A 22,656-nucleotide genomic window follows, 5' to 3' on the forward strand; every position below is an offset into this window, starting at 1 on the left:
CTCACGGAAGCCTGTGATGCGGCCAATGGAAACCGACCAGCCCCGTCTTTGCTGCCGACAGCCCCTGCCCCCTGAACGGTTACCTTTTTTCATAGACAGACTGCCCTTGGCGCAGTTTTTATTTTGCTCCGGCCAATCAAGGCGTGGCGGTAGGCGAGGAGAACGATTCTGCCGAGGGCGTTGCTTCTGCTGAAGGCACGCTAAACCTGGAAACCTCAACCCCCTGGTTATCCCGCAAGAAAATGGTAGCGCCAGGCGGCCAGGCAGACTCGCCTTGATTTAAATAAAGATCGCTGGCTGTATTTTCACCGGCCCGGGTATGGATGCGGATACTGCCGCCGCTGAAAAGGAAGATGTCGGGAAAAACAAAAATGCCCAACGAGGAGCCTTCCAATTTCCAATCGGCCAGGCTGGCGCCGGCGCCCTTGTTGAGAATGACCAGGGTTTCCCGGGTAAAATCACCCGGCCCAATAACTTCATTGATCACTACGTTGATTTCGCCAAAGGGCGCGGGGGTAGAGGTGGGAATAGGCGTAGGCGTGCGGGTAGGAGTGTGGCTTGGTGTAGGAGATGGGCCAACCGTGGCCGCCGGTTCAAGTGGGACTTGCGCGTCGGTGGGTAGGGGGGTAGGGGGGTCAAAGGGCAGGGGGGTGTCGGTGGGTAGGGGGACCGGGGTGAAGGTAGGCGTGGGAGTAGCCAGACCGCCCACCGGGATAATGAGTTCCTGTCCCACCTGGATAAAATCTTGATTGGTCAGGCCGTTGGCCAGCATTAAGTCGGAAACAGATACGGCAAATTTTTGGGCAATTCCGCTCAGGGTGTCGCCGGCTGCAACAAGGTAGGTAACGGATTGAATGGGCGTGCTTTCGGCTGAAGCTTCCGCCTCAACTCCTGCTTCAGCCGGCGGCAAGGCATCGGTTTGCGCTTCGGCCCCGGACTCATCTGTTGCGCCGGGCAGGGCAGCCATGTCGCCCGGCAGCGCCTGCCGGTTGGCCAGCAGGACCACGCTGATACTAATGACCAGAGAGATAACGGCGTTCACGCCAATAATCAGGGCCAATTGGCTGGCGGGCAGCCCCACATTGGTCACTCCGCTTTGGCCGTAATCCTCGTAATCGTCATATTCATATTCTGGGTCGTACCGGGGGTCATCCATGGGTCAACCTATATAATGAAGAGAGCCACTATATATAGTATGATAGATTAAAAAAAAGCACAACATCTTGTAGAGTGAATCTGATATATTCATTATACCTCAGATTGACTCGACTGACAATGCGAGGGGGTATTCATTGTTTGGGTAAAAACCGTTGCAGCAGGGAAGTTAACAAAGCCAGTTCCGGCGTTTTGAGCAGCGCCAGCGCCAAAAAGTAAAGGCCGCCGCCGGCCAGGCTTAAGAGGCCCACCAGGGTTATTTCAGCCCCAACTCCCTGGCCCGGGAGCCGGTTTTGCAAAAGGGGCAAACCGGCCCACAAACCTATCCCCATTACCAACGAAGCTGCCATTGCTTTGAGCGTGGTTGGGCCAAGCCCTCGTCCGCGTAAAGTAGCCTGGCGATGGATGAGCCAGATCATTACCAGGGCGTGGCCGGCCAGTTGGATGCTGTTAGCCAGAACCAGGTCGGTCATTTGCATTGGGCGGAGCAGGGTGGGCAGTAAGGCCGCAATCAGATAAAAACCAACGCCTAACAGGCCCACCAAAGCCGGGGTAAGCGTGTTTTGGCGGGCGTAAAAGGCAAATATCAGGGGTTGGTCAACGGCGGCAAAGGTCAGGCCGATAAGGTAGAGGCGTAGGGCCAACACAGTTTGTTGAGTGTCAAAAGGAGTAAAATCGCCATGTTCAAAGATCAGGGCAATCAGGGGTTTGGCCAGCACAAACAAAGCAACAGTGGCCGGGATGATGAGGATGAGCACCAGCCGCAGGCCGGTAGCCAGAGTGTTCATGAACTCATCCAGGCCGGCCAGGGCGTCGGTGGTGGCTAGAGCCAGGCGGGAGAGGGTGGGCAAGATAGCCAGGGAGATGGCCGCGGCCACAAGGCCCAGGGGGAATTGGATAAGGGTGGTGGCGTACTGCATCCAGGCAATGCTCTGCTCGCCGGTGCGCGAGGCAAAGTTACGATCCAGGGCAATGGCCACCTGGCTGACGACCAGGCCCAGAATAACGGGCAGATACAGTTTACCGATCCGCCGCAGGTGAGGATGATGAATGTTTAGCACAAAACGCAGGCGGGCATCGCGCAGGCCGGGGAGTTGCAGCCCCACCTGGAAAAATGCGCCCAGTAGAAGGCCAATGGCCAGGGCCTCGATGCCCCAGTTAAAAACAAACGCCCCAATTAGCGCTACTACTACAATGGTGGCGTTAAAAATAGCCGCCGTAAAAGCCGGCAAGGCAAACCGTTTTAAAGCGTAAAGCAGGCCGGTAATAATCCCCGACAAGCTGAGAAACAGCACCGCCGGAGTAGTCAGGCGCATCAGGCGCGCGGTGGCGGCCAACAGCTCTTCATCAAAGCCACCCACCAGCAAAAAAGCGACCTGCGGCGCAGCCAGTTCCATTATAAGCACGACCACCACCAGCACCACCACGGCCATACTCAACACCAGGCTGGCCAGGTGCCACAGGGCGTTTCGGTCTCGCTCGGCCTGTTCTGAGAAAACCGGCACCAGGGCGCTGCTCACCATTCCCCCAATGAGCAAATCATAGAGCATGATGGGGATAATTTGAGCAGCGCGAAAGGCAGAAACCAGGCCGGTGGCGCCAAACAGGTTGGCAATAACAATTTCACGCGCCAGGCCCAAGATACGGCTGGTCACGTTGCCGGCCGCAATTATTGAAGCTGCGCGGGCCATGCCCGTGGCCGGGGGAGGTTGGGTAGGGGGGAGAGGGGATAATTGCGCAGGGAGCGGAGCGGCCTGGTGATTTTTATTTTGCCCCTGGGCCGCTTCATTTTTGTTGATTTCCAATCAGGGTAGCCCTCAACACGGATAAAGTTTTATCCCTCAATCAAACGTTTGCGCAAACGGTTAATTTCGGCTTCCATTTCGGCGCGGAGGGTGTCCATTTCCAGTTGCAGGCGCTCCAGCCGTTCCCGCATGTCCAAAATAATTTGCACGCCAGCCAGATTGACCCCTAATTCATCGGTTAGCCTGATAATTTGGCGCAGGCGATCAATATCAGCCGGGGAGTAGAGGCGGACATTGCCGTTACTCCGCCTGGGGATGACCAGGCCCTGGCTTTCGTAATGGCGCAACGTTTGGGGATGCAGCCCCACCATTTTGGCCGCCACACTGATCACGTACATCGGTTGTTCGGTTAGCGGGTAATCGTCAAACATCAAGTTGTCTCGTTATAAACCGCGGATGTCGGCCAATTCCTCAAACAGTTCTATTTCTTCCGGGGTTAAGTTTTCGGGGAGTTTGACCATGACCTTGGCGTATAAATCGCCCCGCTCGTCAGGCTCGCCCAGGCGCGGCATACCTTGTCCCCGCAGCCGGAAGGTGCGGCCCGATTGGGTTTCGGGGGGAATTCTGAGTTTCACTTTGCCTCTAAAAGTGGGTACAATGGCCTCGCCGCCCAAAATAGCGGTGTATAAATCTACCGGCAATTCGGCATAGAGGTCGTCGCCAACCTGCTCGTAGAGGGGATGGGGGGTAACTTTGATGTCAAGGTACAGGTCTCCCCGGGAGCCATCCCCTTCAGTTGCGCCTCCTTCGCCGCGGACGCGAACTTTGGTGCCGGTTTTAGCCCCCCTGGGAATTCTTACCTTTATCCGCCGGCCGCCAATATTTAAAATGCGGGAAGCGCCTTTAAATGCTTCTTCCAGGGATATTTCAATTTCCTGGTGGTAATCTTGCCCCTGCCGGGCAGTTGGGGCAGCCGGCTCTGGGCTACCAAAGATGACTTCATAAAAGTCAGAAAAACCGCCAGGGCGACTCTTGTTGAGGCTGCTTAAAATCTCCTTGAGATCAACAGGACTGCCGTCGGGGTCAAGGCCGCTCACCCACGGTCCCCAATCAAAATCGCCCGTGGCTCCAGAACGCTGGTGAGCGTGCCAACTGGCGTTCAGGCGGTCGTACCTGGCCCGTTTGTCAGGATCGGTTAGCACGGCATTGGCTTCGTCAATTTGGTTGTACTTCTCTTCGGCTTTTTTATCGCCGGGGTTAACATCTGGATGATATTTGCGGGCCAGTTTACGATAGGCTTTTTTTACTTCGTCGGTGCTGGCGGTTTTGTCAAGATCCAGAATTTTATAATAATCCTTAAATTCCATGTAAGTTATTCCTCACCCTGCCCAAATTTGGCTTGATAATCAACGTAATCCGGCTAAAGTATTGGCCTATAAAGATTAATCGCCTAACTTAAGCGGGCCTCTATCAATAAACTTGCTAGAGATAGTGTCAAGTTACTGTTAGCAAAAAGCATTATATTTGCAATAAAAATTTCGGCAAAAGCAGGTCAGGCGTTTTGTGGGTGAAAATCCCCGGCGAATCAAAAACCCCACCCATTTAAGGCGGGGTTCTTTGATAGGAAGACTTATTGAACAGGTTGGACCTGGCCACAACTCCCCGCCATCTTAATACGGCACAATAACGGGGGGGGCGACCACCGGCATGCCGCCGGACGGGTAGTATCCATCGCCGCAGGGCTGCTGATAGCAGCCATACCCCGTAGGGATGTAGAGCACCTGGCCGGCATAAATGCAATTCATATTATAGATATGATTGGCCTTGGCAATAGCCCAAGGGCTAACCCCATACCGATAGGCAATATTGGTAAGCGTATCCCCATATCTCACTACATAATGATTTGCGCCGGGATGACCGCCCGGATAACCGCCGGTAGGAATATACAGCACTTGCCCGGCGTAGATGTAATTGGGATTATACAGATTATTGACCTCGGCAATGTAGTAGGGATTTACCCCATAATAACGGCCAATGCTAAAAAGTGTTTCGCCATACCGCACGGTGTGGTAAGCGCCGCCTGAAGCAGAGGCCATCGGCACGGACAGGACCAGCAGCATTATTGCCAGGATGATAATGAACAAGGGTTTTTTGATATGCATTTTCATAGTTTCACCTCTGTCACCTAGTAGCAATTGTGGTAGTAGCCACAGGTGTAGCTATATCGTCTATAAGTGGGATAGTTGTTCCAATAATAGTAGCCGGTGTAGTCGTAGCCATGGCCATAACTAGGGTAACAACCGGGATAACGGCAAGGAGAAGGTCTAGGGGCAGGAGGTGGACAAGGCTGACCACAGCCACACCTCCCACAACCGGACCAACCGTCGCCGGACGGGATGTACAATACCTGTCCGGCATAAATACAATCCGGGTTGGCCAGGCCATTAACACTGGCAATAGAATAGGGGTTGACTCCATAAATCCGGCCAATGCTAAAAAGGGTCTCGCCGTACCGGACAGTGTGATACATGCCGCCGCTGGCCGGTGGGGCGGCATAGCTATCGGGCACGCTAACCATTTGCAGTAAAACAACGGTCAAGACAATGGGTAAAATTATCTTGAGAATAGGTAATACTTTTTTCACGTTTTCCTCCTATACAACTAGTTTTTGACCATACATAGGCCCTTCAATCATCCCCAATTAGTAAAAATTTAAAGCTGGAATCCCTACATATATCCTTTTCCTTTCTCTCGGCCGCCGGTCATCCCCATTTCCGGCAACTCAGTCCATCAAACTTTAGCCATTATGCCAAAATGTTCTTATTAAATTTTTTGCAGGAGCAGAAAAATTGAACGCAGATTCAGGCAACTTCCAGACTTTTTTCAGGAATTTCTTTTATTTTGGGCTATCATCAGCCTTTGCATCCAACTCAAAGGCAGGTTATTACTATGTAAAGCTTTTATGTTAAAACAATTATATCGGTACTTTTATTTAATTGCAACCCTTATTAGACATAATGTAAAAATTAACTTACCATAATGTAGGTAACCTAATAAAATTCGCCAGAAACTCTTCCTTGACCCAAACAAAAAGCCCAAACCGATGTTTGACTGATTGGCTTGGGCTTTTGGTTTATCTTCATACAAACGCTTCCCTGCGAATTAAATATTAAAAAAAGGACCTGCGATGATCCTACTATTTGTAGTTGTCAAAGAGCAATGAGGCGTTGTCTAAAAACAACGTCCCAATTTTGTCCACAAATAACAAACGCATATTAGGCCGCGCTATTTATGAACAAAATCCCAGGCACTTCTTATTGTATCAATGAATCGCTTTAGTTTCAAGAGATATTTAACATAACGTCATAGACTTTTGTCCTATATTATGTCGTGTTTAGAAAAAGGTCAAGAAGAAGTTTTTTAAAGCAAGAAACCCGGCCCGTAGGCCGGGTTTCCCAAAAAGGAGGAGAAGATGAACATGCCTTTGGCCCAAGTTAACAAAGTAACCTGAAAACCCAAATGACCATTGTGCTGGTCACATCCGGCGAACTTAATATAACATAATATATAACAATTTACATTACGCTAACACTACAGAATCTATACGCTGACCCCCTAACCCCTCATAAAAATAGGGTAGCTGTTGGCTACCCTATTCTTTATTCCAAAACGTCAAATAAGTTAAGTTTTAACCCAGATAGTCACGCAATTGGCGGCTGCGGCGGGGATGGCGCAATTTGCGTAAAGCCTGCCCCTCGATCTGGCGAATCCGCTCTCGGGTGAGGCCAAATTTTTTGCCAACTTCTTCCAGGGTGTAACTGCGACCATTTTGCAAACCAAAACGCAAACGCAAAATGCGCGCCTCCCGCGGGGTCAAGGTACTGAGCACATCTTCCAATTTTTCCTGGAGAAGATGATGAAAAGCCGTATCGGGAGGGGTGGGGGCGTCTTCATCTTCAATAAAATTGCCCAGTTCACTATCTTCTTCTTCACCCACAGGCCGCTCCAAAGAAACGGGGTGGCGGCTGACCCGCAGCATCCAGCGCACTTTGGAGGCGTCCAGGTCCATATAATCGGCCAATTCTTCGGGGGTAGGTTTGCGGCCCCAAACTTGCTCAAGCTGGCGAGAAATTTGGTGGAGTTTGCGGATGCGATCACTCATATGAACCGGCACACGAATAGTGCGGCCCTGGTCGGCCAGGGCGCGGGTGATGGCCTGTCGAATCCACCAGGTGGCATACGTGCTAAATTTGTAGCCGCGCCGGTAGTCAAATTTTTCAACCGCTTTCATCAGGCCCAGGTTGCCTTCTTGAATCAAATCCGAAAAAGGGACACCTTGCCCCATATATTTTTTAGCAATACTTACGACCAAACGGGTATTGGCTTTTATCAAGTGGTCGCGGGCTTTATTACCATCGCGAATAAAACGGCGCAGTTTGAGGGTTTCCTCTTCGCCGGAACAATTTTTTCTAAGTTTCTTGAGCGCACTTCGCCCTTTTTCTAAAGATTTGGCCAACATAATTTCTTCGGCGGGGGCTAACAGGGGCACCCGGGCCATTTCTTTGAGATAAAGGCTGATGGTATCGTCGGCGGCAATGCCGCTTAAATCAAAAGGGTCAATGGCAGGCAGAGGGATTTCAGTAGGGGATTGTTCTTTGAGACGTCGTTCTTCTTCGGCTTCTTCGACATCTGCATACACCTCGATGCCTTGATTGATCAATTGGATAAAAATCTCTTCCAATTGGGCCATATTGTCTTCCGCTTCGGGAAAACTGGCCAATAAGTCATCGGTGGTAAGATAGCCACAAGATGTGGCTTTGTTCAGTAAATTGTCTAATACATTGTTTTGTTTTGGGTCGTAGATCTCAAAATCTTCTAATTCTTGTACTTTTTCTTCGATCATGCTCACCTCAAATCCTACGCCGCCCGATTTTTGCATCCAGACAAACGAAGATAAAATTCAGCTAATCCAGATTTTCAGGTACAACAGGAGTACTTGTGCTCAATAGAAATGGTTATTGTTAATAAAGATAATAGCGAGGTTATCTCAAATTTTGCGTCTATCAATAACTGTGTGGAAATTTACTAGAATGGAGAATTAAGTTCCTCTTACAAAGAATGAGCCAGGTAAGACGCTTCTCCTGGCCTGTGAGTTACTGTTTGATGGGGTCACCACTAAATAACTGGAACAACGTCGGTATTATATCATAGCCCAATGGTCGTGTCAACCCCCTTTTTTTACATAAATCTGAAATATCAGACCAAAAGAGTAAATTTTAATTGACAAATTTTTTGGCGCAAGGCCTTGTTTACTTTCCATAATTTACTTGCCATAATACATGAGGGATGATATAATGAATATGTCAAGTTAAAGTTGTAGACCTTAGATTTTCCGCTTCCTCATTTTTACAGAGGTGACAGTTGTTGTTTAACGACGAATTTTGGCTGGCGGCAATTGAAGTGGATATTATTAAAATTTCTAAAACCCCGCCCAATAATTCGTCGCATAAACCAGACTATAGCGGGGGTGGGGTCCTATTGTAGTTTTATTGAGGCCAGACGATAAGGACGCTAGCAACCCATCCCCGCTATATAATTTATTGGCAGCCGGGCCAACTGCCCCAAAGATGTCATGAACAAATTTAAGAGAGAAATTTCAACCATCACCAGCCAGCAATGGACGGTCTTGATTTCACTCTTAACGTTGGTTAATATTGTGGTGTTGGGCGGACTGATCTGGCTGCTGGCTGTCCAATCGCCGGGCAGTTTTCAACGGGTGCTGGCCCAGGCCCCGGCTACGCGAACCCCCTTCCCCACCTTTACCCCAACGCCGACCAATTTGCCCCCCCCTACGCCCCTCAACACCCGCGTTCCCACCTGGACCCCCACCATTACGCCCATTCCCACCGAAACCTCCACCCCCACCCTTATCCCCACTCCCAGCCCTATCCGGGCCACCAGCGTGCCGGTGCCCACCCATACGCCTACCCCGGCGTATGATTATATTGGCACGGTGCGCCAATTGACGCCCTGCGAAAACCAGGGCAAACACCACATTTTTGTTTATGTGCGCGATCAAGCCGGTAATGGCCTCCCCGACGTAAAGGTTAGGGTTTTTTGGCCCGGCGGCAGCGGCGGCGAGGCCATTATCATCACCGGCACCAAAATGGAAGACCCCGGCCTGACCGATTTTGCCATGTTCAAGGGGGAATATTTTGTGGAAGTGATGGATGGGTCAAGCCAGGTTATCGGCCCCATCTCACCCGATATTCCTCGCAACGAACTTTGCCCAGCAAACGATAATGGCGTGGCCAATTCGCTTTACCATTACTCGTTTGAGGTCATCTTTACCAAGGTCCGTTAGGGTAAACAGATGCGAGGTTGGAAGCCCTGGCAAATTGCATTTTTAGGATATTTGTTGTTGCTCAACTGCATTGTTTTGGGGGCATTGGCCTATGTGGTGATTAGCAATGATTTCTGGCGAGTGCCCCCACCCGCCCCGGCCCAGGTGGTCGTCTTACCCACCACCCCAGCATCAGCGTTACCCGGGCCAACTATTACCGCCGCGCCCTCGGCCACCCCCTTTCCGTCGCCGTTGAGCCAGGGTGAAACAGCCGGTTTGAACGAAATCATAAACACTGCTACGGCTACCCCTACGTCCATTCCGCCGGTCAATATTTCCCCGGCTCCGCTGCCCTCGCCGACAAGCCCAACTTCCACTCCCACGGTCCAAGCAACGGTTACTCCTACCCCGCCACCCACTCCTACGCCAACCCCAACGCCCAGCCCAACCAACACTCCCCCTCCTACCGCTACACCCACCCATACCCTTACTGCCACCAGTACGCCATTGCCCACCGCCACGCCTACCGCCACCTCAACCCATACCCCTCGACCCAGCGCCTCGACCACCCGCCGGCCTACCTCTACCCCTCGACCCACCGGCACGCCAACGCCAACCCATACCCCTCGACCCAGCGCCACCGCCACGTTTACACCCAGTTCTACGCCCACCCGTCTCCCATCGCCCACGCCTACCTTTACCGTGACACCCGCCCCACCGGCCACGGCCATTGCCGCAGCCGCCTTAAATGATTCACTTGACCCGCTCGCCCAAGCCGAGCAAGCGCCGGCCAGCGTGGCCAGGCCCATCCAGGCCATTCCTTTAACCAACGGCAGTATCGCGCTCAGTTGGGAGCCACTGGAAAAAGCCAGGCAATACCGCCTTTACAGCGATATGGGCACCGGCTACGGCGTTTACGTTTATAAAACTCACACTGCCACCCAGCCTGCCTTTGTTGACGAAATGTTACGGCCGGGCATGACCTATCGTTATCGCCTGACCCACCTGGAACCTGACCAGGAGATTGTTCTTGCTCAAGTTACGGTCAAAACCCCGGCCAACCCGTCCGTCAGCGACACCCTGACTCATCAACCCGATTCCTCAACGTTTGGCGTAACTGCCGACTCCACCACCCTATCACCTGATACCATCCTTTTGGGTTTGGTCAGCGATCACAATTTTACCGATAACTTCAACACTCTCACCATTGCCGGCGAGGTGCGCAACGACTCGCGGCAAGAGGTCGGAGAAACCAATATCACCGTTACCTTCTACGATGCCGTTGGCACCGTGATTGACGTGGCCCACGGCCTGGCCTTGCTTGAGGCCATCCCGCCCGGCGAAACTGCTCCCTTCCTGATTACTCTGACCCGGCCCACCGGCCTGGCTTCCTACAGCCTGCGGGCCACGGCTCGCCCTGTGGCGGCCAAACCAAAACCCCAATTGGCGGTAGTGGAAACCAGGCGTTTCGAGGATGAGGCAGGCTTCTTTCACGTCAAGGGCATTATTCAAAATACAGGCAACACCATTGCCAAACGCACCAAAGTAGCGGCCGTTATTTACGGCCGGGACCATCGAGTGATCAACGTGAATTTTGCCTACGTCTCTCCCCCCAACCTGGCCCCCGGCGATCAGGCCAGCTACGACGTGATCTTTACCTATTACCCCGGCTATTTTAAACAAACCGTTATCCCCTTTGAGGAATAGCGGCGGGTGCACCTGTTCCCCCTCCTGCCCCCATACATTGCCCCAATCCCAATTATTGATTATAATCTGTTGGCGTTTGGGCAAACCAAAATAGCGCCAGAGGGATGACCCGTGAAATACCAACCCGTCATTGGCATGGAAGTGCATGTTGAACTGAATACCAAGAGCAAAATGTTCTGCGGTTGCAGCGCCGACTTTTTTGGCGTGCCGCCCAATACCAATGTCTGCCCGGTTTGCCTGGGCATGCCGGGCGTGCTGCCGGTAATTAATCAACGGGCGGTGGAATATACCATTATGACCGGCCTGGCCTTACATTGCCACATTCAATTGCACAATGTTTTTGCCCGCAAAAATTATTTTTATCCCGACCTGCCCAAAGGTTACCAGATTTCCCAATACGAATTGCCTCTCTGCGTGAACGGCTACGTTAACCTTGAAACTGAAGCAAACCATACGCCCAAACGTATCCGCATCCGGCGGGTCCACCTGGAAGAAGACACCGGCAAATTGACGCACGTCAATGACCACAGCCTGGTTGACCTGAACCGGGCCGGAGTGCCCCTGATGGAGATAGTGACCGAAGCCGACCTTCACTCGGCGGAGGAAGCGTATGCCTACGTGACCAAATTGCGCCAGGTGGTGCGTTACCTGGGCGTGAGCACCGGCGATATGGAAAAAGGCGCCATGCGCTGCGAGGTCAACCTGTCGTTGCAAGATATGGCCACGGGCGAGTGGGGCACCAAGGTGGAGATCAAAAATCTCAACTCGTTCCGCGCGGTGCGTAACTCAATTGCCTACGAGATTGAGCGCCAGCTCAAAGTACTAAATGAAAGCGGCGTGATTGAGCAGACCACCCGCGGCTGGGACGAAAATCGCGGCGTCACTTTTTTGCAGCGCAGCAAAGAGGGCGATACCGGCTACCGCTACTTCCCGGAGCCGGATTTGCCGCCGCTGGAATTGGACCGGGCTTGGGTCGAGGAGATCAAGGCCAGGCTGCCTGAATTACCCGAGGCCAAGTTAATTCGATACACCACAAATTTTGGTCTGACCCCCAAAGAGGCAGCCATTCTGGTTGAAGATGCGGCCATTGCTACATTTTTTGATAACGTGGTCAAAGCCGCTGGCCAGTCGGCGGAGGTGACACCCAAACTCATTAGCAACTGGGTCTCGGGCGAACTGTTCCGCCTGTTGGGCGAAAGCGGCACGGATGTAAGCGAACTCAAAATCAAACCGGAACACCTGGTTACACTGATTGAGCTGGTCAACGCCAACACTATCAACCGGCCGGCGGCCAAACAGGTTTTTGGGGTCATGTTTGAAACCGGCCGTTTGCCCCAAAAGATAGTGGCAGAACTGGGCTTGCAGCAGATCAGCAACACCGCCGAACTGGCCGGCATTGCCCAGCAGGTGATTGCGGCCAACCCGGGGCCGGTGGAGCAGTTCAAAGGCGGCAAAGACACCGTTATTCAGTTTTTGGTGGGGCAGGTGATGCGGGTTACGCGGGGCAAAGCCAATCCCCAATTGGCCGAGCAAATGCTGCGCGAGCAGTTGCAAAAATAAGCCGTAGCTATTCAGGTCATATCATTCCTTCGGCTGCGCTCAGGACAGGTCTGAGCGAGGAACGAGCGGAGAATCTCCATGCAGTATATCAAAAACGAAGCAAAGCAGGGCCGCATGGAGATTTTTTGGCCTCTGGCCTCAAAATGACGGTCAATGACATGGCAAGGTGAATAGTTTGACAATGTTACATTATTACGTCAAGTTGGATTATGGCAACAAAAACAATAAAACCCGCCTCTGCGCAAAAACAAGGTAAAAGAAAAAAGGATTCCAAAGCTTGCTTTGGGAAAAGCTGATTCCAGAGCAAGCTCTGGACTCCTGAACCGACTAAAAATCGTTATGTTATCTAATATCGGCGTATTTACTTGACATAGTAATCTAGCATTGTCAAAATAGCCACATATCCGGTAATAAACTCAAAAAAAGTAGGGATTAGAGATTAAATTATGTCAGACACACTTGTCACTTTAACCAACCCTCGTTCAACGGCGGCGGAAGCCTATCGCACCTTGCGCACCAATATTGAGTTTTCCAGCGTGGACGAACAACTAAAAACGTTGCTGGTCACCTCGCCCGCGCCTGCCGACGACAAAAGCATCACGGTGGCCAACCTGGCCGTAGCTATGGCCGACGGCGACCGTCCTGTTATTCTGGTTGACGCCGACCTACGCCGCCCCATGCAGCACACTCTCTTCAACCTGTCAAACGAACACGGCTTCACCAGTCTCTTCAGAAATGACGAGACTTTTAAAACGCCGTCTTTACAAACTGTCCCCAACACCAGTTTGCGGGTGCTGACCAGCGGGCCCCTCCCTCCCATTCCCAGCCAGCTATTGGCCTCAAAAAAAATGGCCGTTGTGCTGGCTCACCTGGCCGACATGGCCGAAATGGTAATTTTTGATGCGCCGCCCCTCATTACCGTAAACGATGCCTCCTTGCTGGCTTCAATTGTGGATGGGGTGTTGTTGATTGTTAGCGCAGGCAGCACCAAGCGGGATTACGTGAAAGCCGCCAAAGATCGCCTGGAAAAAGTCAACGCCCGTTTGATTGGGGCCGTGTTGACCAACGCCCGGGCCGATGGCGCTTTACAATATACGTAAAATAATACGCCAAAATTAGAGAAAGCATGGATGTACGCTAAACAACTGCCATTATTTATTATTGAAGAAGAGGAAGAAATAACCAATACTGAAGAATGGGGCACTTTCAAAGATAGTCTACGCGCCCCTATTCATAGTTGGTTTACTTACCCGGCCGGATTTTCATATAAGGCAGTTGAAACCAGTCTCAAAAATAACCATATTACCCCCGGCAAGGTTGTTTATGACCCGTTTATGGGATCAGGCACAACAAATGTGACCGCCAAGAAGTTAGGGGTCAATTCTTATGGTGTTGAAGCGCATCCGTTTGTTTTTAAAGTAGCTAAAGTTAAACTTAATTGGGATATAAATCGAAGAGCAGTTATTGATGCGATCTCCAAAATTGAGACAATGGTTCGCAAAGCCCGAAACCATTTCTCTGGCGATCTTCATGACTACCTGCAAACTGAGTTTCCAGAATTGGTATTAAAGTGTTACGAAGATAAGACCTTGTTAGACTTGTTATTTCTGCGTAATGCTTTAAGCGAGGGTGATTTTGCCCCCGACGTCACGGATTTTCTTTTTGTCGGTTTAACCAATATCCTCCGTCAAGTTTCCACGGCGGCTACCGGCTGGCCTTATGTCGCGCCCAAAAAACAAAAGTCAACCTCTCTCAATAAAGATGCGTTGCTTGAATTTTCCAGGCAAATTTGGCAGATGTTAGATGATATAGAAATCACTGTCAATGAAGCAGAGCAAGATTACCAATGGTCATTTCACAAAATTTTCAATGCCGATTCCCGTAATACCACCGCCCAGATTCCTGAAGAGTCGGTTGATTTTGTTTTTACTTCCCCACCCTATCTTAATAATTTTGATTATGCCGACCGCACCCGGCTTGAACTTTATTTCTTTGGCGAGGCCAAAACCTGGGGCGATATCACCAAAAATGTCCGCGCCAAGCTGATTACTTCTGCTACCACCCAAATCTCCAGAAATGACCCCAAATACAATTTATCCAAGAATCTACAAAAAGCCTCCCCGAAAATTTTTGGATTTCTCTCTGACGCCGTATCTAAACTCAGTCAAATTCGCTTAACCAAAGGCGGCAAAAAGAGTTATGACCATCTTGTTTCAGGTTATTTCAACGATATGTTTTTAATTATTTCGGATGTATTTAGGGTATTAAAACCGGGTCATAGGGCCATTTTTGTGTTAGGCGATTCTGCGCCTTATGGCGTTCACATCCCTACCGATGAACTAATTGGCCAAATCGGCGTAGATATTGGTTTTGACCGATACACAATAGATGTATTGCGCACCCGTGGCGGGAAATGGAAAGATAATCCCCAACGGCATAATGTTTTGCTAAGAGAATCTATCGTTACCCTGACCAAAAATTAAGATGAATAACGACATCCAAAACCCCGGTAGCGCGCTCGGTGAGGCAATTGGTGCCGAGATGGAAAAGGCGTTAAATATTTTTTTAACCGACCTCGTTGAAAGTCAAAATTTTTATTTCATCAGTAAAAGCCCCTTCAAGAATAGAAAAAAACTTTTAATGTATGATAAATTTGGCACTGCTTACAATGTGGATGCGGTTATAGCCAATGAAAGTATGCAGCCTGTGATTCTTATCGAGTCAAAATATATCCGGTATAAAAAGCACAACCGCGATAAAGGCAGTTGGGTCTGTACGGCTCACCCCGCTTTACGGAGGAGATACGCCAGCATCAGAAGTTCCATCGCCGTTTTGGCCGGGAATTGGAGTTCATCATCCATCACCATGATGAAAAGCCACGATATCAATATTTTTCTTATCCCTTTTAGTCGTATCTGTGATTTGCTGGCCCAACATGATATTGATTTTGACTGGGACGAAAAAGATAGAGAAAGCGCAATTGTTTCATGGCAAAGATACTTGAGGTTAAGTAATGACCAGCGAGCGAATATTGGCGTAGAAATGGTCAACGATATCAAAGCTGAATTAGAAATGCTTGTATTGAATATTCTTGACGACACAGTTGAACGCCAAATCAGTAAAGTTGTCCTTGAATTCCACTCTAATCTGGGCGAAGTGCAATCTTATGAATTTGAAGCTATCCCCGAAGCAATTGACTTTCTAAATCAGACGGAACTCAAAGATATTTTTATCATCAGCGATTCTTTAACCTTGTTTGACCCACCACCAATATTTGAAGATGATATTTGAAAATAAGGAGACAGTTAATCCATGAAAGGATTAATCTTAAGCGGCGGCAAAGGCACTCGCCTGTACCCGCTCACCTATACCAGCGCCAAACAGCTTATCCCCGTGGCCAATAAACCCGTTTTGGTGCGGGTGATTGAGGCTATCCGCGATGCCGGCATTAGCGACATTGGCATTGTGGTTGGCGATACCGCCCCCGACATAGAGCGGGCAGTGGGCCAGGGCGGGCAGTGGGGCGTCAACATCACGTACATCCCCCAAGAAGCGCCACTGGGTTTGGCCCACGCGGTAAAAATTTCAGAGGATTTTTTGGGCCAGGACCGTTTTGTGATGTTTTTGGGCGATAATGTAATTGAAGGAGGCATCAGCCCCCTCATTGCCGAGTTTGCCAACAGCGATTACAACTCGCAGATTGTGTTGACCCGCGTTGACCGGCCCCAGGAGTACGGAGTGGCTGTTCTCGACGACAAAGGGGGGATTGTCAAACTCATTGAAAAGCCCAAAGAGCCGCCCAGCGATTTAGCCCTGGTGGGCATTTACATGTTTGATCAGCACATTTTTGAAGCCGTCAAAGCCATCACCCCCAGTTGGCGCGGCGAATATGAAATTACCGACGCCATTCAATGGCTCGTTGATGCCGGCCATAACGTTCATGCCTACGTCCACCGGGGCTGGTGGATTGATACGGGTGCGCCCGGCGACATGCTGGAGGCCAACAGCCTGGTATTGGAAGAACTGACCCCCACTGTTGAGGGTTACATTGACCGCGATAGCGAAGTGGACAGCCGGGTAACGGTGGAACAAGGCGCGGAAATCATCAACAGCGTGGTGCGCGGCCCGGCCATTATTGGCAAAGAGACCCGCATTATCAACGCCTACGTTGGCCCCTTTACCAGCATCTACCATCACTGCCTGATTGAAAACGCCGAAATCTCCCGCTCCATTGTATTGGAGCACAGCCAGATTCGTAACATCAACCACCGCATTGAAGACAGCCTGATTGGGCGGAATGTGGTGGTGCATCGCTCGCCCATTCGCCCCCGGGCCTACAAATTTACCCTGGGCGATAACTCGCACCTGGGCCTTTTGGGCAACGGCGGAGAGTAACTAATTTCAGACCAAATTAAACAAACAATTGCCACAAAATCCATTCACTTCAGCCAATTCTCCGGTATCCTGATAAGGGTCGGCAACCGACAACCGACGAACGGCCCATAAATAAGTGGCACAGATATTGTTGGTCGTTCGTCGTGGGTCGTTCGTCGTAAAAATTTAATTTTGGAGGCAAACATGACCAAAAGCCTGACCACCACGCTTTCATCAGCCACTCAAACTGTGGAAATCAACCGGGACAACCCCACCGTTATCATTGGCGAGCGGATCAATCCAACAGGCCGTAAGACCGTATTGGCGGCCTTGCAAGCAGGCAACTTTGAGCTGGTGCGCCAGGATGCCGCCGCGCAAGTTACGGCCGGCGCTGCCGTTCTTGATGTTAACGCCGGGGTGCCCGACGCCGACGAACCGGAGCTACTAAAACAGGTTTTGCGCACGGTCATGGCCGAAACCGATGTACCCCTGTGTATTGACACGGCCAATCCTAAAGCCCTGGAGAACGCCCTCTCAATTTACCAGGGCAAGGCTCTGGTAAATTCGGTCAACGGCGAGGAGAAATCATTAGCGGCGGTATTGCCCCTGGTTAAAGAGCACGGGGCCGCCGTGATTGGTCTGTGCATGGACGACAACGGCATCCCGGCCACCCCCGCCGCGCGGCTGGCGGTGGCGGCCAAAATCATCGAGCGGGCCGGCCAACTGGGTATCGCTCCGGCAGACATTGTGATTGACCCCCTCACCCTGACCATAGGCTCCGATAGTGATGCGGGTCGCGTTACGCTGGAAACTATTGAGTTGGTGGTGCAGGAATTTGGGGTCAACATCACCATGGGCGCCAGCAACGTTTCCTTTGGCTTGCCTGATCGTAAATACATCAACGCCGCCTTTATGGCTATGGCCATAAAGGCGGGCCTAACCTGCCCCATCACCAACCCCCTAGTCACGGAAATTATCACCGCCGTTTTAGCCGCCGACCTGGCCCTGGGCCGGGACGAATACGCCATGCGCTGGCTGCAAGCCTATCGCCGGCGGCAAAAGGCCGTGGCAGCCCAACCTTGAACCGGGCCAGGCTGACCATTGCGGGAATACACAGTGGGGTTGGTAAAACCACCCTCACCGCAGGCTTGATTGCCGCTTTTGCCCGGCGCGACCTGGCCGTACAGCCGTTCAAGGCCGGCCCGGACTATATTGATCCCACCTACCACACCCTGGCCGCCGGCCGTCCTTGCCGCAATTTGGACACCTGGATGGTTCCCCCAAATTATGTGCAGGCGCTATTTGCCCATGCCGCCAGCCTAGTTGACCTGGCGATTGTTGAGGGCGTGATGGGGCTGTACGATGGTTTTAGCTACCAGGACGAAACCGGCAGCACGGCGCAGATTGCCAAACTTTTAGATACTCCGGTGGTGCTGGTGCTGGACGCCGGTAAAATGGCCCGCAGCGCCGGGGCTATGGCTCTGGGTTATGCGCAGTTTGACCCGGACTTGCCGCTGGCCGGGTTTGTGGTCAACCAAGTTGGCAGCGACAGCCATGGCCAGGGCGTGGCCGCGGCCATTGAACAGGCCACCGGCCGGCCGGTGTTTGGCTGGCTGCCCCGCCACGCCGCCCTGGAAATCCCCGAACGGCACCTGGGTTTGGTGCCCACCGCCGAACCCGGGCGCTGGCAGGCTTTTATTGATGCCGCCGCCGCGCAGGTTGAACGTTATCTTGACCTGGATCACCTGCTGGCCGTGGCCCGGCAAGCGCCCCCTTTGCCCGCGCCAAACCTGTCTAATATTTTGCCAATTGAGCCGCCGGTTGCGGGCGACGCTCCGGTCATCGCCGTGGCGCGGGATGAGGCGTTCAACTTTACTTACCAGGACAACCTGGATTTACTCCGCGCTGCCGGGGCCGAACTTGCCTTTTTTAGCCCCCTGCACGATGTTGGCTTGCCCCCGGCCGCCGGCTGCATTATCCTGAGCGGCGGTTTCCCGGAGTTGTACGCCGCCCCACTATCGGCCAATGTTGAGTTGCGGCGGGCGCTGCGCCAGGCCCATGCGCGCAAAATCCCCATCTACGCCGAATGTGGCGGCCTGATGTACCTCACCGAATCCATCACCGACCTGGCCGGACAAAAATACCCCATGGTCGGCCTGCTGCCGGGCCATTCGGTGATGACCGAACGCCGCCTCACCCTGGGTTACCGGCTGGCCCGGGCGGCCAATGATTCCTGGTTGCTAGCGGCAGGCGAAACGGTGCGCGGCCACGAGTTTCACTATTCTGAGTGGTCAGGCCGTCCCTCTGAGTTACCCCCCACTTATCATTTACTCCCTGCCGCCGGTCAGGGAGAACCCCAACCAGAAGGCGCTTACTTCGACAATCTCTGGGCCTCTTACGTGCATCTCCATTTTTGGAGCAAGCCGGAATTGGCGGTTCGTTTTGCGCGTTTGGGCAGGATAAGTCTATAAAAAGTTGTGACTAAAAAGTACCAAAATCTGGGGATTGATTCAACCCAAATGTCTGGTACAATAAGATTAGAATCAAGTGTGGCTTGTTTGATCAAAGCCAGTTTTGACCTGAGTCTATCCCCAAAATAGCCTCTGCCTAAAAAATTTCAACAACAATGAGGCAACCAGATGATGAAGAGCAAAAAACCTGACCATAAAAAACAAACCGGCCTACAGCCTAAACGTCCGACCATTGGCCTATTTGTCAAGAGTCTTGGCGAGTTCCATGCCACCATCCAGGCCGGGGTAACTGAAGTTACCGGGGAATGCGGGGCTAATTTTATAATGTACGTGGGCGAAGCCGTGCGCAATCCGGGGCAAAATTTTGAGGCCCAGGGCAATATTATCTATAATTTGGTCAGCCCGGAACGGATTGATGGGCTGATCATGGTGTCCAGCAGTATCGGCTCGTACGTGCCCACCGCAGAGTTTACGGCTTTTTGTCGCCGGTATGCGCCCTTGCCGGTGGTGAATGTGTTGGAAAAGTTGGAAGGCATTCCCAGCGTTATCATTGATGATACAAAAGGGCTGCAAGACCTGATCACCCACCTGATTGTTGACCACGGTTACCGCCGGATTGCGTTTCTGCAAGGGCCTCAACATAACCTGGAAGCCAAGCAGCGTTACCAGATTTATGCCGAAGTTCTGACCAAACATAACCTGCCCCTTGACCCGGCCCTGGTGGTGCCGGGTGACTACCAGGTTGAGGCCGGCATGAAATCTATGCAGATGCTGCTCGACCGAAATGTTACCTTTGAAGCCATTGTGGCCGCCAATGATTTGGCCGCGATAGGCGCTTTGCAGGTGTTGGAAGCCAGGGATATCCATGTGCCGGGCGATGTGGCCATTGTGGGCATTGGCGACGGAACGGTCAATCGGGTTGTTCCTCCTCCCCTGAGTACCGTGGGGCGACCCCTGGCTGCAATGGGACGTAAAGCGGCCGAGATGGTGCTGGCTCAAGGCCAGGGTGAAGAAGTGCCTCAACTGGTCACGCTCCAATCAGAAATGATTATCCGCCAATCGTGCGGTTGTTCTTCCCTGGCGGCCAGGCAAGCCGTTGTGCAGCGGGTAGTGCCGGTAGATGAGGGCTTTGAGGCTGTTTTTTCTAAGCAACGGGATGACATTCTTACCGCCATATTAAAAGCAATAGCTCCCATCTTCACGGAAGTTGAACCTGCCAGGATGTCGGAATGGGCCGAAAAGTTACTGGATGCCTTTGCCGCCGCGCTTATGGCCGCAAACAAAGAGGAAACGCCGAACGTTTTTTTGCAGGAATTGGACAGAGTATTACGCCAGGCCAGGCATGCAAATCGCGGCGTAACCGCCTGGCAAAGGGCCATTTCGGTGCTGCAACGTCACCTGCGCCCTTATCTGGCCAATGATGACCTTGTTCTGGCCGATAGTCTGTGGCAACAGGCTCGCGTGGTGATTGGCGAAACGGCCGAGCAGGTCGTCATGTTCCAAATGGTGCAAACCGAACAACGAACCCAGAGGCTGGACAGGTTCAGCCAAACCTTGATCACCACCTTTGACATGACCAAGCTGATGGATATCCTGGCGGAAGGCTTGCCGCCTTTGCCCATTCCCAGCGCCTACCTGGCCTTATTTGAAGACCCGGCAGCGCCTGACGAATGGGCGCGGCTGATGTTGGCCTACGACGCTGCAAACCCTGCCGCGCCAAAACGGATTGATTTACCCCCTGAAGGGCTTCGTTTTCCGGCGCGGGAATTGGCGCCGCCGGGCATGCTGCCCCCAGACCGACGGTATAACTATGTGGTTGAACCCCTCTATTTTCAGGACCAGCAAATAGGCTTTGTTCTATTTGAAATGGGGGCCGTAGTCCTGATTGATCGGTTGACCTCAGTTTATGACACCCTGCGGGGGATGATTAGCAGCGCCCTGAAAGGCGCGCTCCTGGTGCAACAAGAGGAAAAGCGGTTCCGGCAATTGCAAACCGTGGCCAAAGTCAGTACCACGGTTTCCACGGTTTTGGATACAACCGAACTGCTGCAAAAAGTGGTTGACCTGACCAAAGAAAGTTTTGGGCTGTATCACGCGCATCTTTATCTGTTTGACGAGAGCGGGGAAAATCTGGTGTTGGCCGCCGGAGCCGGTCAAGTGGGGCGACAAATGATCGCCAAAGGGTGGTCCATTTCTCGCCGCCAGGAACAATCATTGGTTGCGCGGGCAGCCCGCACGGGTCAAGGATTTATCGTTAACAACGTGCGCGAAACCCCCCACTGGTTGCCCAATCCGTTATTACCTGATACATGCTCGGAACTGGCCGTGCCGTTGATGGTGGGTGATTATGTGTTGGGTGTGCTTGACGTGCAGGCCGATGAAATCAATTATTTTACAGATGATGATATTCAGATCCAAAGCACGCTGGCCGCGCAGATAGCCGTAGCCCTGAACAATGCCTCTTTATTTGAACAGATCAACCGGGCCAACGCCGAAATTGCCAGCCTCAACGAGCGGCTCAAATTTGAAAACGTGCGGATGACGGCAGAATTGGACGTGAGCCGCCGTTTGCAACAGATGCTTTTGCCTACCAAAGAAGAGCTACAACAAATCAAGGGATTGGATATTGCGGGTTATATGGAACCGGCGGACGAAGTGGGGGGGGATTATTACGACGTGCTCAAACATAACGGCTCGGTTAAAATTGGCATTGGCGATGTGACCGGCCATGGCCTGGAAAGCGGCGTGGTGATGCTCATGCTGCAAACCGCTGTGCGCACCCTGCTGACCAGTGGCATTGACGACCCTATCCGGTTTCTGGACATTATCAACCGCATGCTGCACGCCAACCTGCAACGAATGAGGGTAGACAAAAGCCTATCGTTGGCCTTGCTTGACTATGCTACCTCCCAGGAAAACCAAATGGGCCGGATGCGCTTGAGCGGCCAACACGAGCAGTTAATTGTGGTCCGCCAGGGGGGACAGATAGAGTTGCAAAATACCCTGGATTTGGGTTTTCCCGTTGGGTTGGTCACTAACATTGGCCAGTTTGTAGACGAGTTGTCCATTGATTTGCAGTCCGGCGATGGGGTGGTCTTGTACTCCGACGGCATTACCGAGGCCGAGAACAAAGCCGGAGATTTCTACGGTTTGGAACGGCTATGCACGGTAGTGGGCCAACATTGGGCGCAACCCGCCGAAGTAATCAAAGAGGCGGTGGTAACCGATGTTCGGCAGTTTATTGGCCAACAAAAATTATATGATGATTTAACCTTGTTGGTTATCAAGCAAAAATAGATTG

17 protein-coding genes are annotated in these 22,656 nt (G+C 52.0%); 10 read left to right on the plus strand and 7 right to left on the minus strand.

Features of this window, described 5'->3' with window-relative positions:
- Window positions 1–136: 136 nt before the first annotated feature.
- From JW953_04625 to rpoD, 7 genes are all read right to left on the minus strand, one after another.
- Window positions 137–1,156 carry a LysM peptidoglycan-binding domain-containing protein gene (locus JW953_04625; GenBank protein ID MBN1991964.1) on the minus strand — a complete coding sequence of 340 codons (1,020 nt, stop codon included), beginning with the start codon at window positions 1,154–1,156 and terminating at the stop codon, window positions 137–139.
- A 133-nt stretch (window positions 1,157–1,289) separates the two neighbouring features.
- Window positions 1,290–2,960, minus strand: coding sequence for a murein biosynthesis integral membrane protein MurJ (gene murJ, locus JW953_04630; GenBank protein ID MBN1991965.1), 1,671 nt, complete (start codon window positions 2,958–2,960; stop codon window positions 1,290–1,292).
- Window positions 2,961–2,989: 29 nt separating this feature from the next.
- Window positions 2,990–3,331, minus strand: a complete 342-nt coding sequence (locus tag JW953_04635; GenBank protein MBN1991966.1) for a helix-turn-helix transcriptional regulator — start codon at window positions 3,329–3,331, stop codon at window positions 2,990–2,992.
- Window positions 3,332–3,343: 12 nt separating this feature from the next.
- Complete coding sequence (locus JW953_04640; protein MBN1991967.1) at window positions 3,344–4,267, minus strand: DnaJ domain-containing protein; 924 nt, start codon at window positions 4,265–4,267, stop codon at window positions 3,344–3,346.
- A gap of 303 nt (window positions 4,268–4,570) precedes the next feature.
- On the minus strand, window positions 4,571–5,062 hold the full coding sequence (locus JW953_04645; GenBank protein MBN1991968.1) for a LysM peptidoglycan-binding domain-containing protein: 492 nt from the start codon (window positions 5,060–5,062) through the stop codon (window positions 4,571–4,573).
- Between the two features lie 23 nt (window positions 5,063–5,085).
- Window positions 5,086–5,544 carry a LysM peptidoglycan-binding domain-containing protein gene (locus tag JW953_04650; protein ID MBN1991969.1) on the minus strand — a complete coding sequence of 153 codons (459 nt, stop codon included), beginning with the start codon at window positions 5,542–5,544 and terminating at the stop codon, window positions 5,086–5,088.
- A gap of 1,044 nt (window positions 5,545–6,588) precedes the next feature.
- Window positions 6,589–7,803: an RNA polymerase sigma factor RpoD gene (gene rpoD, locus JW953_04655; GenBank protein ID MBN1991970.1), complete on the minus strand. Its 1,215-nt coding sequence runs from the start codon at window positions 7,801–7,803 to the stop codon at window positions 6,589–6,591.
- A gap of 729 nt (window positions 7,804–8,532) precedes the next feature.
- On the opposite strand from rpoD, the gene JW953_04660 reads away from it, so the two are divergent.
- The 10 genes from JW953_04660 (at window position 8,533) to JW953_04705 (ending at window position 22,652) form a co-directional block, all read left to right on the plus strand.
- The gene (locus JW953_04660) at window positions 8,533–9,264 is read left to right on the plus strand and encodes a hypothetical protein (GenBank protein MBN1991971.1); all 732 of its coding nucleotides are present in this window, start codon (window positions 8,533–8,535) and stop codon (window positions 9,262–9,264) included.
- Window positions 9,265–9,321: 57 nt separating this feature from the next.
- The gene (locus tag JW953_04665) at window positions 9,322–10,950 is read left to right on the plus strand and encodes a hypothetical protein (GenBank protein ID MBN1991972.1); all 1,629 of its coding nucleotides are present in this window, start codon (window positions 9,322–9,324) and stop codon (window positions 10,948–10,950) included.
- A gap of 111 nt (window positions 10,951–11,061) precedes the next feature.
- Complete coding sequence (gatB, locus tag JW953_04670) at window positions 11,062–12,510, plus strand: Asp-tRNA(Asn)/Glu-tRNA(Gln) amidotransferase subunit GatB (protein ID MBN1991973.1); 1,449 nt, start codon at window positions 11,062–11,064, stop codon at window positions 12,508–12,510.
- Between the two features lie 446 nt (window positions 12,511–12,956).
- A complete protein-coding gene (locus JW953_04675) occupies window positions 12,957–13,610 on the plus strand; it encodes a CpsD/CapB family tyrosine-protein kinase (GenBank protein ID MBN1991974.1) in 654 nt (217 codons plus the stop codon).
- Between the two features lie 30 nt (window positions 13,611–13,640).
- Window positions 13,641–14,993, plus strand: a complete 1,353-nt coding sequence (locus tag JW953_04680; protein ID MBN1991975.1) for a hypothetical protein — start codon at window positions 13,641–13,643, stop codon at window positions 14,991–14,993.
- 1 nt (window position 14,994) lies between these two features.
- Window positions 14,995–15,801, plus strand: coding sequence for a hypothetical protein (locus tag JW953_04685; GenBank protein MBN1991976.1), 807 nt, complete (start codon window positions 14,995–14,997; stop codon window positions 15,799–15,801).
- Between the two features lie 21 nt (window positions 15,802–15,822).
- Entirely contained in the window at window positions 15,823–16,905 is a 1,083-nt protein-coding gene (locus tag JW953_04690; GenBank protein ID MBN1991977.1) for a glucose-1-phosphate thymidylyltransferase, read from the plus strand.
- Between the two features lie 183 nt (window positions 16,906–17,088).
- Window positions 17,089–17,967 (plus strand): dihydropteroate synthase, encoded by an 879-nt coding sequence (locus tag JW953_04695; protein MBN1991978.1) that lies wholly within the window; start codon window positions 17,089–17,091, stop codon window positions 17,965–17,967.
- A complete protein-coding gene (locus tag JW953_04700; protein MBN1991979.1) occupies window positions 17,964–19,355 on the plus strand; it encodes a cobyrinate a,c-diamide synthase in 1,392 nt (463 codons plus the stop codon). Before JW953_04695 ends, JW953_04700 begins: the two co-directional genes overlap by 4 nt.
- Window positions 19,356–19,523: 168 nt before the next feature.
- The gene (locus JW953_04705; protein ID MBN1991980.1) at window positions 19,524–22,652 is read left to right on the plus strand and encodes a SpoIIE family protein phosphatase; all 3,129 of its coding nucleotides are present in this window, start codon (window positions 19,524–19,526) and stop codon (window positions 22,650–22,652) included.
- The last annotated feature ends 4 nt before the right edge of the window (window positions 22,653–22,656 follow it).

This window comes from Anaerolineae bacterium (assembly GCA_016931895.1).
In the GTDB taxonomy this organism is placed as follows: Bacteria; Chloroflexota; Anaerolineae; order 4572-78; family J111; genus JAFGNV01.

Bases quoted from the DNA above. Each gene is read 5' to 3' on its own strand.
- JW953_04660 (MBN1991971.1), top strand. From the start codon at position 8,533: ATGAACAAATTTAAGAGAGAAATTTCAACCATCACCAGCCAGCAATGG.
- JW953_04640 (MBN1991967.1), bottom strand. From the start codon at position 4,267: ATGGAATTTAAGGATTATTATAAAATTCTGGATCTTGACAAAACCGCC.
- rpoD (MBN1991970.1), bottom strand. From the start codon at position 7,803: ATGATCGAAGAAAAAGTACAAGAATTAGAAGATTTTGAGATCTACGAC.
- JW953_04680 (MBN1991975.1), top strand. From the start codon at position 13,641: ATGTACGCTAAACAACTGCCATTATTTATTATTGAAGAAGAGGAAGAA.
- JW953_04645 (MBN1991968.1), bottom strand. From the start codon at position 5,062: ATGCATATCAAAAAACCCTTGTTCATTATCATCCTGGCAATAATGCTG.
- JW953_04675 (MBN1991974.1), top strand. From the start codon at position 12,957: ATGTCAGACACACTTGTCACTTTAACCAACCCTCGTTCAACGGCGGCG.
- JW953_04635 (MBN1991966.1), bottom strand. From the start codon at position 3,331: ATGTTTGACGATTACCCGCTAACCGAACAACCGATGTACGTGATCAGT.
- JW953_04705 (MBN1991980.1), top strand. From the start codon at position 19,524: ATGATGAAGAGCAAAAAACCTGACCATAAAAAACAAACCGGCCTACAG.
- JW953_04690 (MBN1991977.1), top strand. From the start codon at position 15,823: ATGAAAGGATTAATCTTAAGCGGCGGCAAAGGCACTCGCCTGTACCCG.
- JW953_04685 (MBN1991976.1), top strand. From the start codon at position 14,995: ATGAATAACGACATCCAAAACCCCGGTAGCGCGCTCGGTGAGGCAATT.
- JW953_04625 (MBN1991964.1), bottom strand. From the start codon at position 1,156: ATGGATGACCCCCGGTACGACCCAGAATATGAATATGACGATTACGAG.
- JW953_04695 (MBN1991978.1), top strand. From the start codon at position 17,089: ATGACCAAAAGCCTGACCACCACGCTTTCATCAGCCACTCAAACTGTG.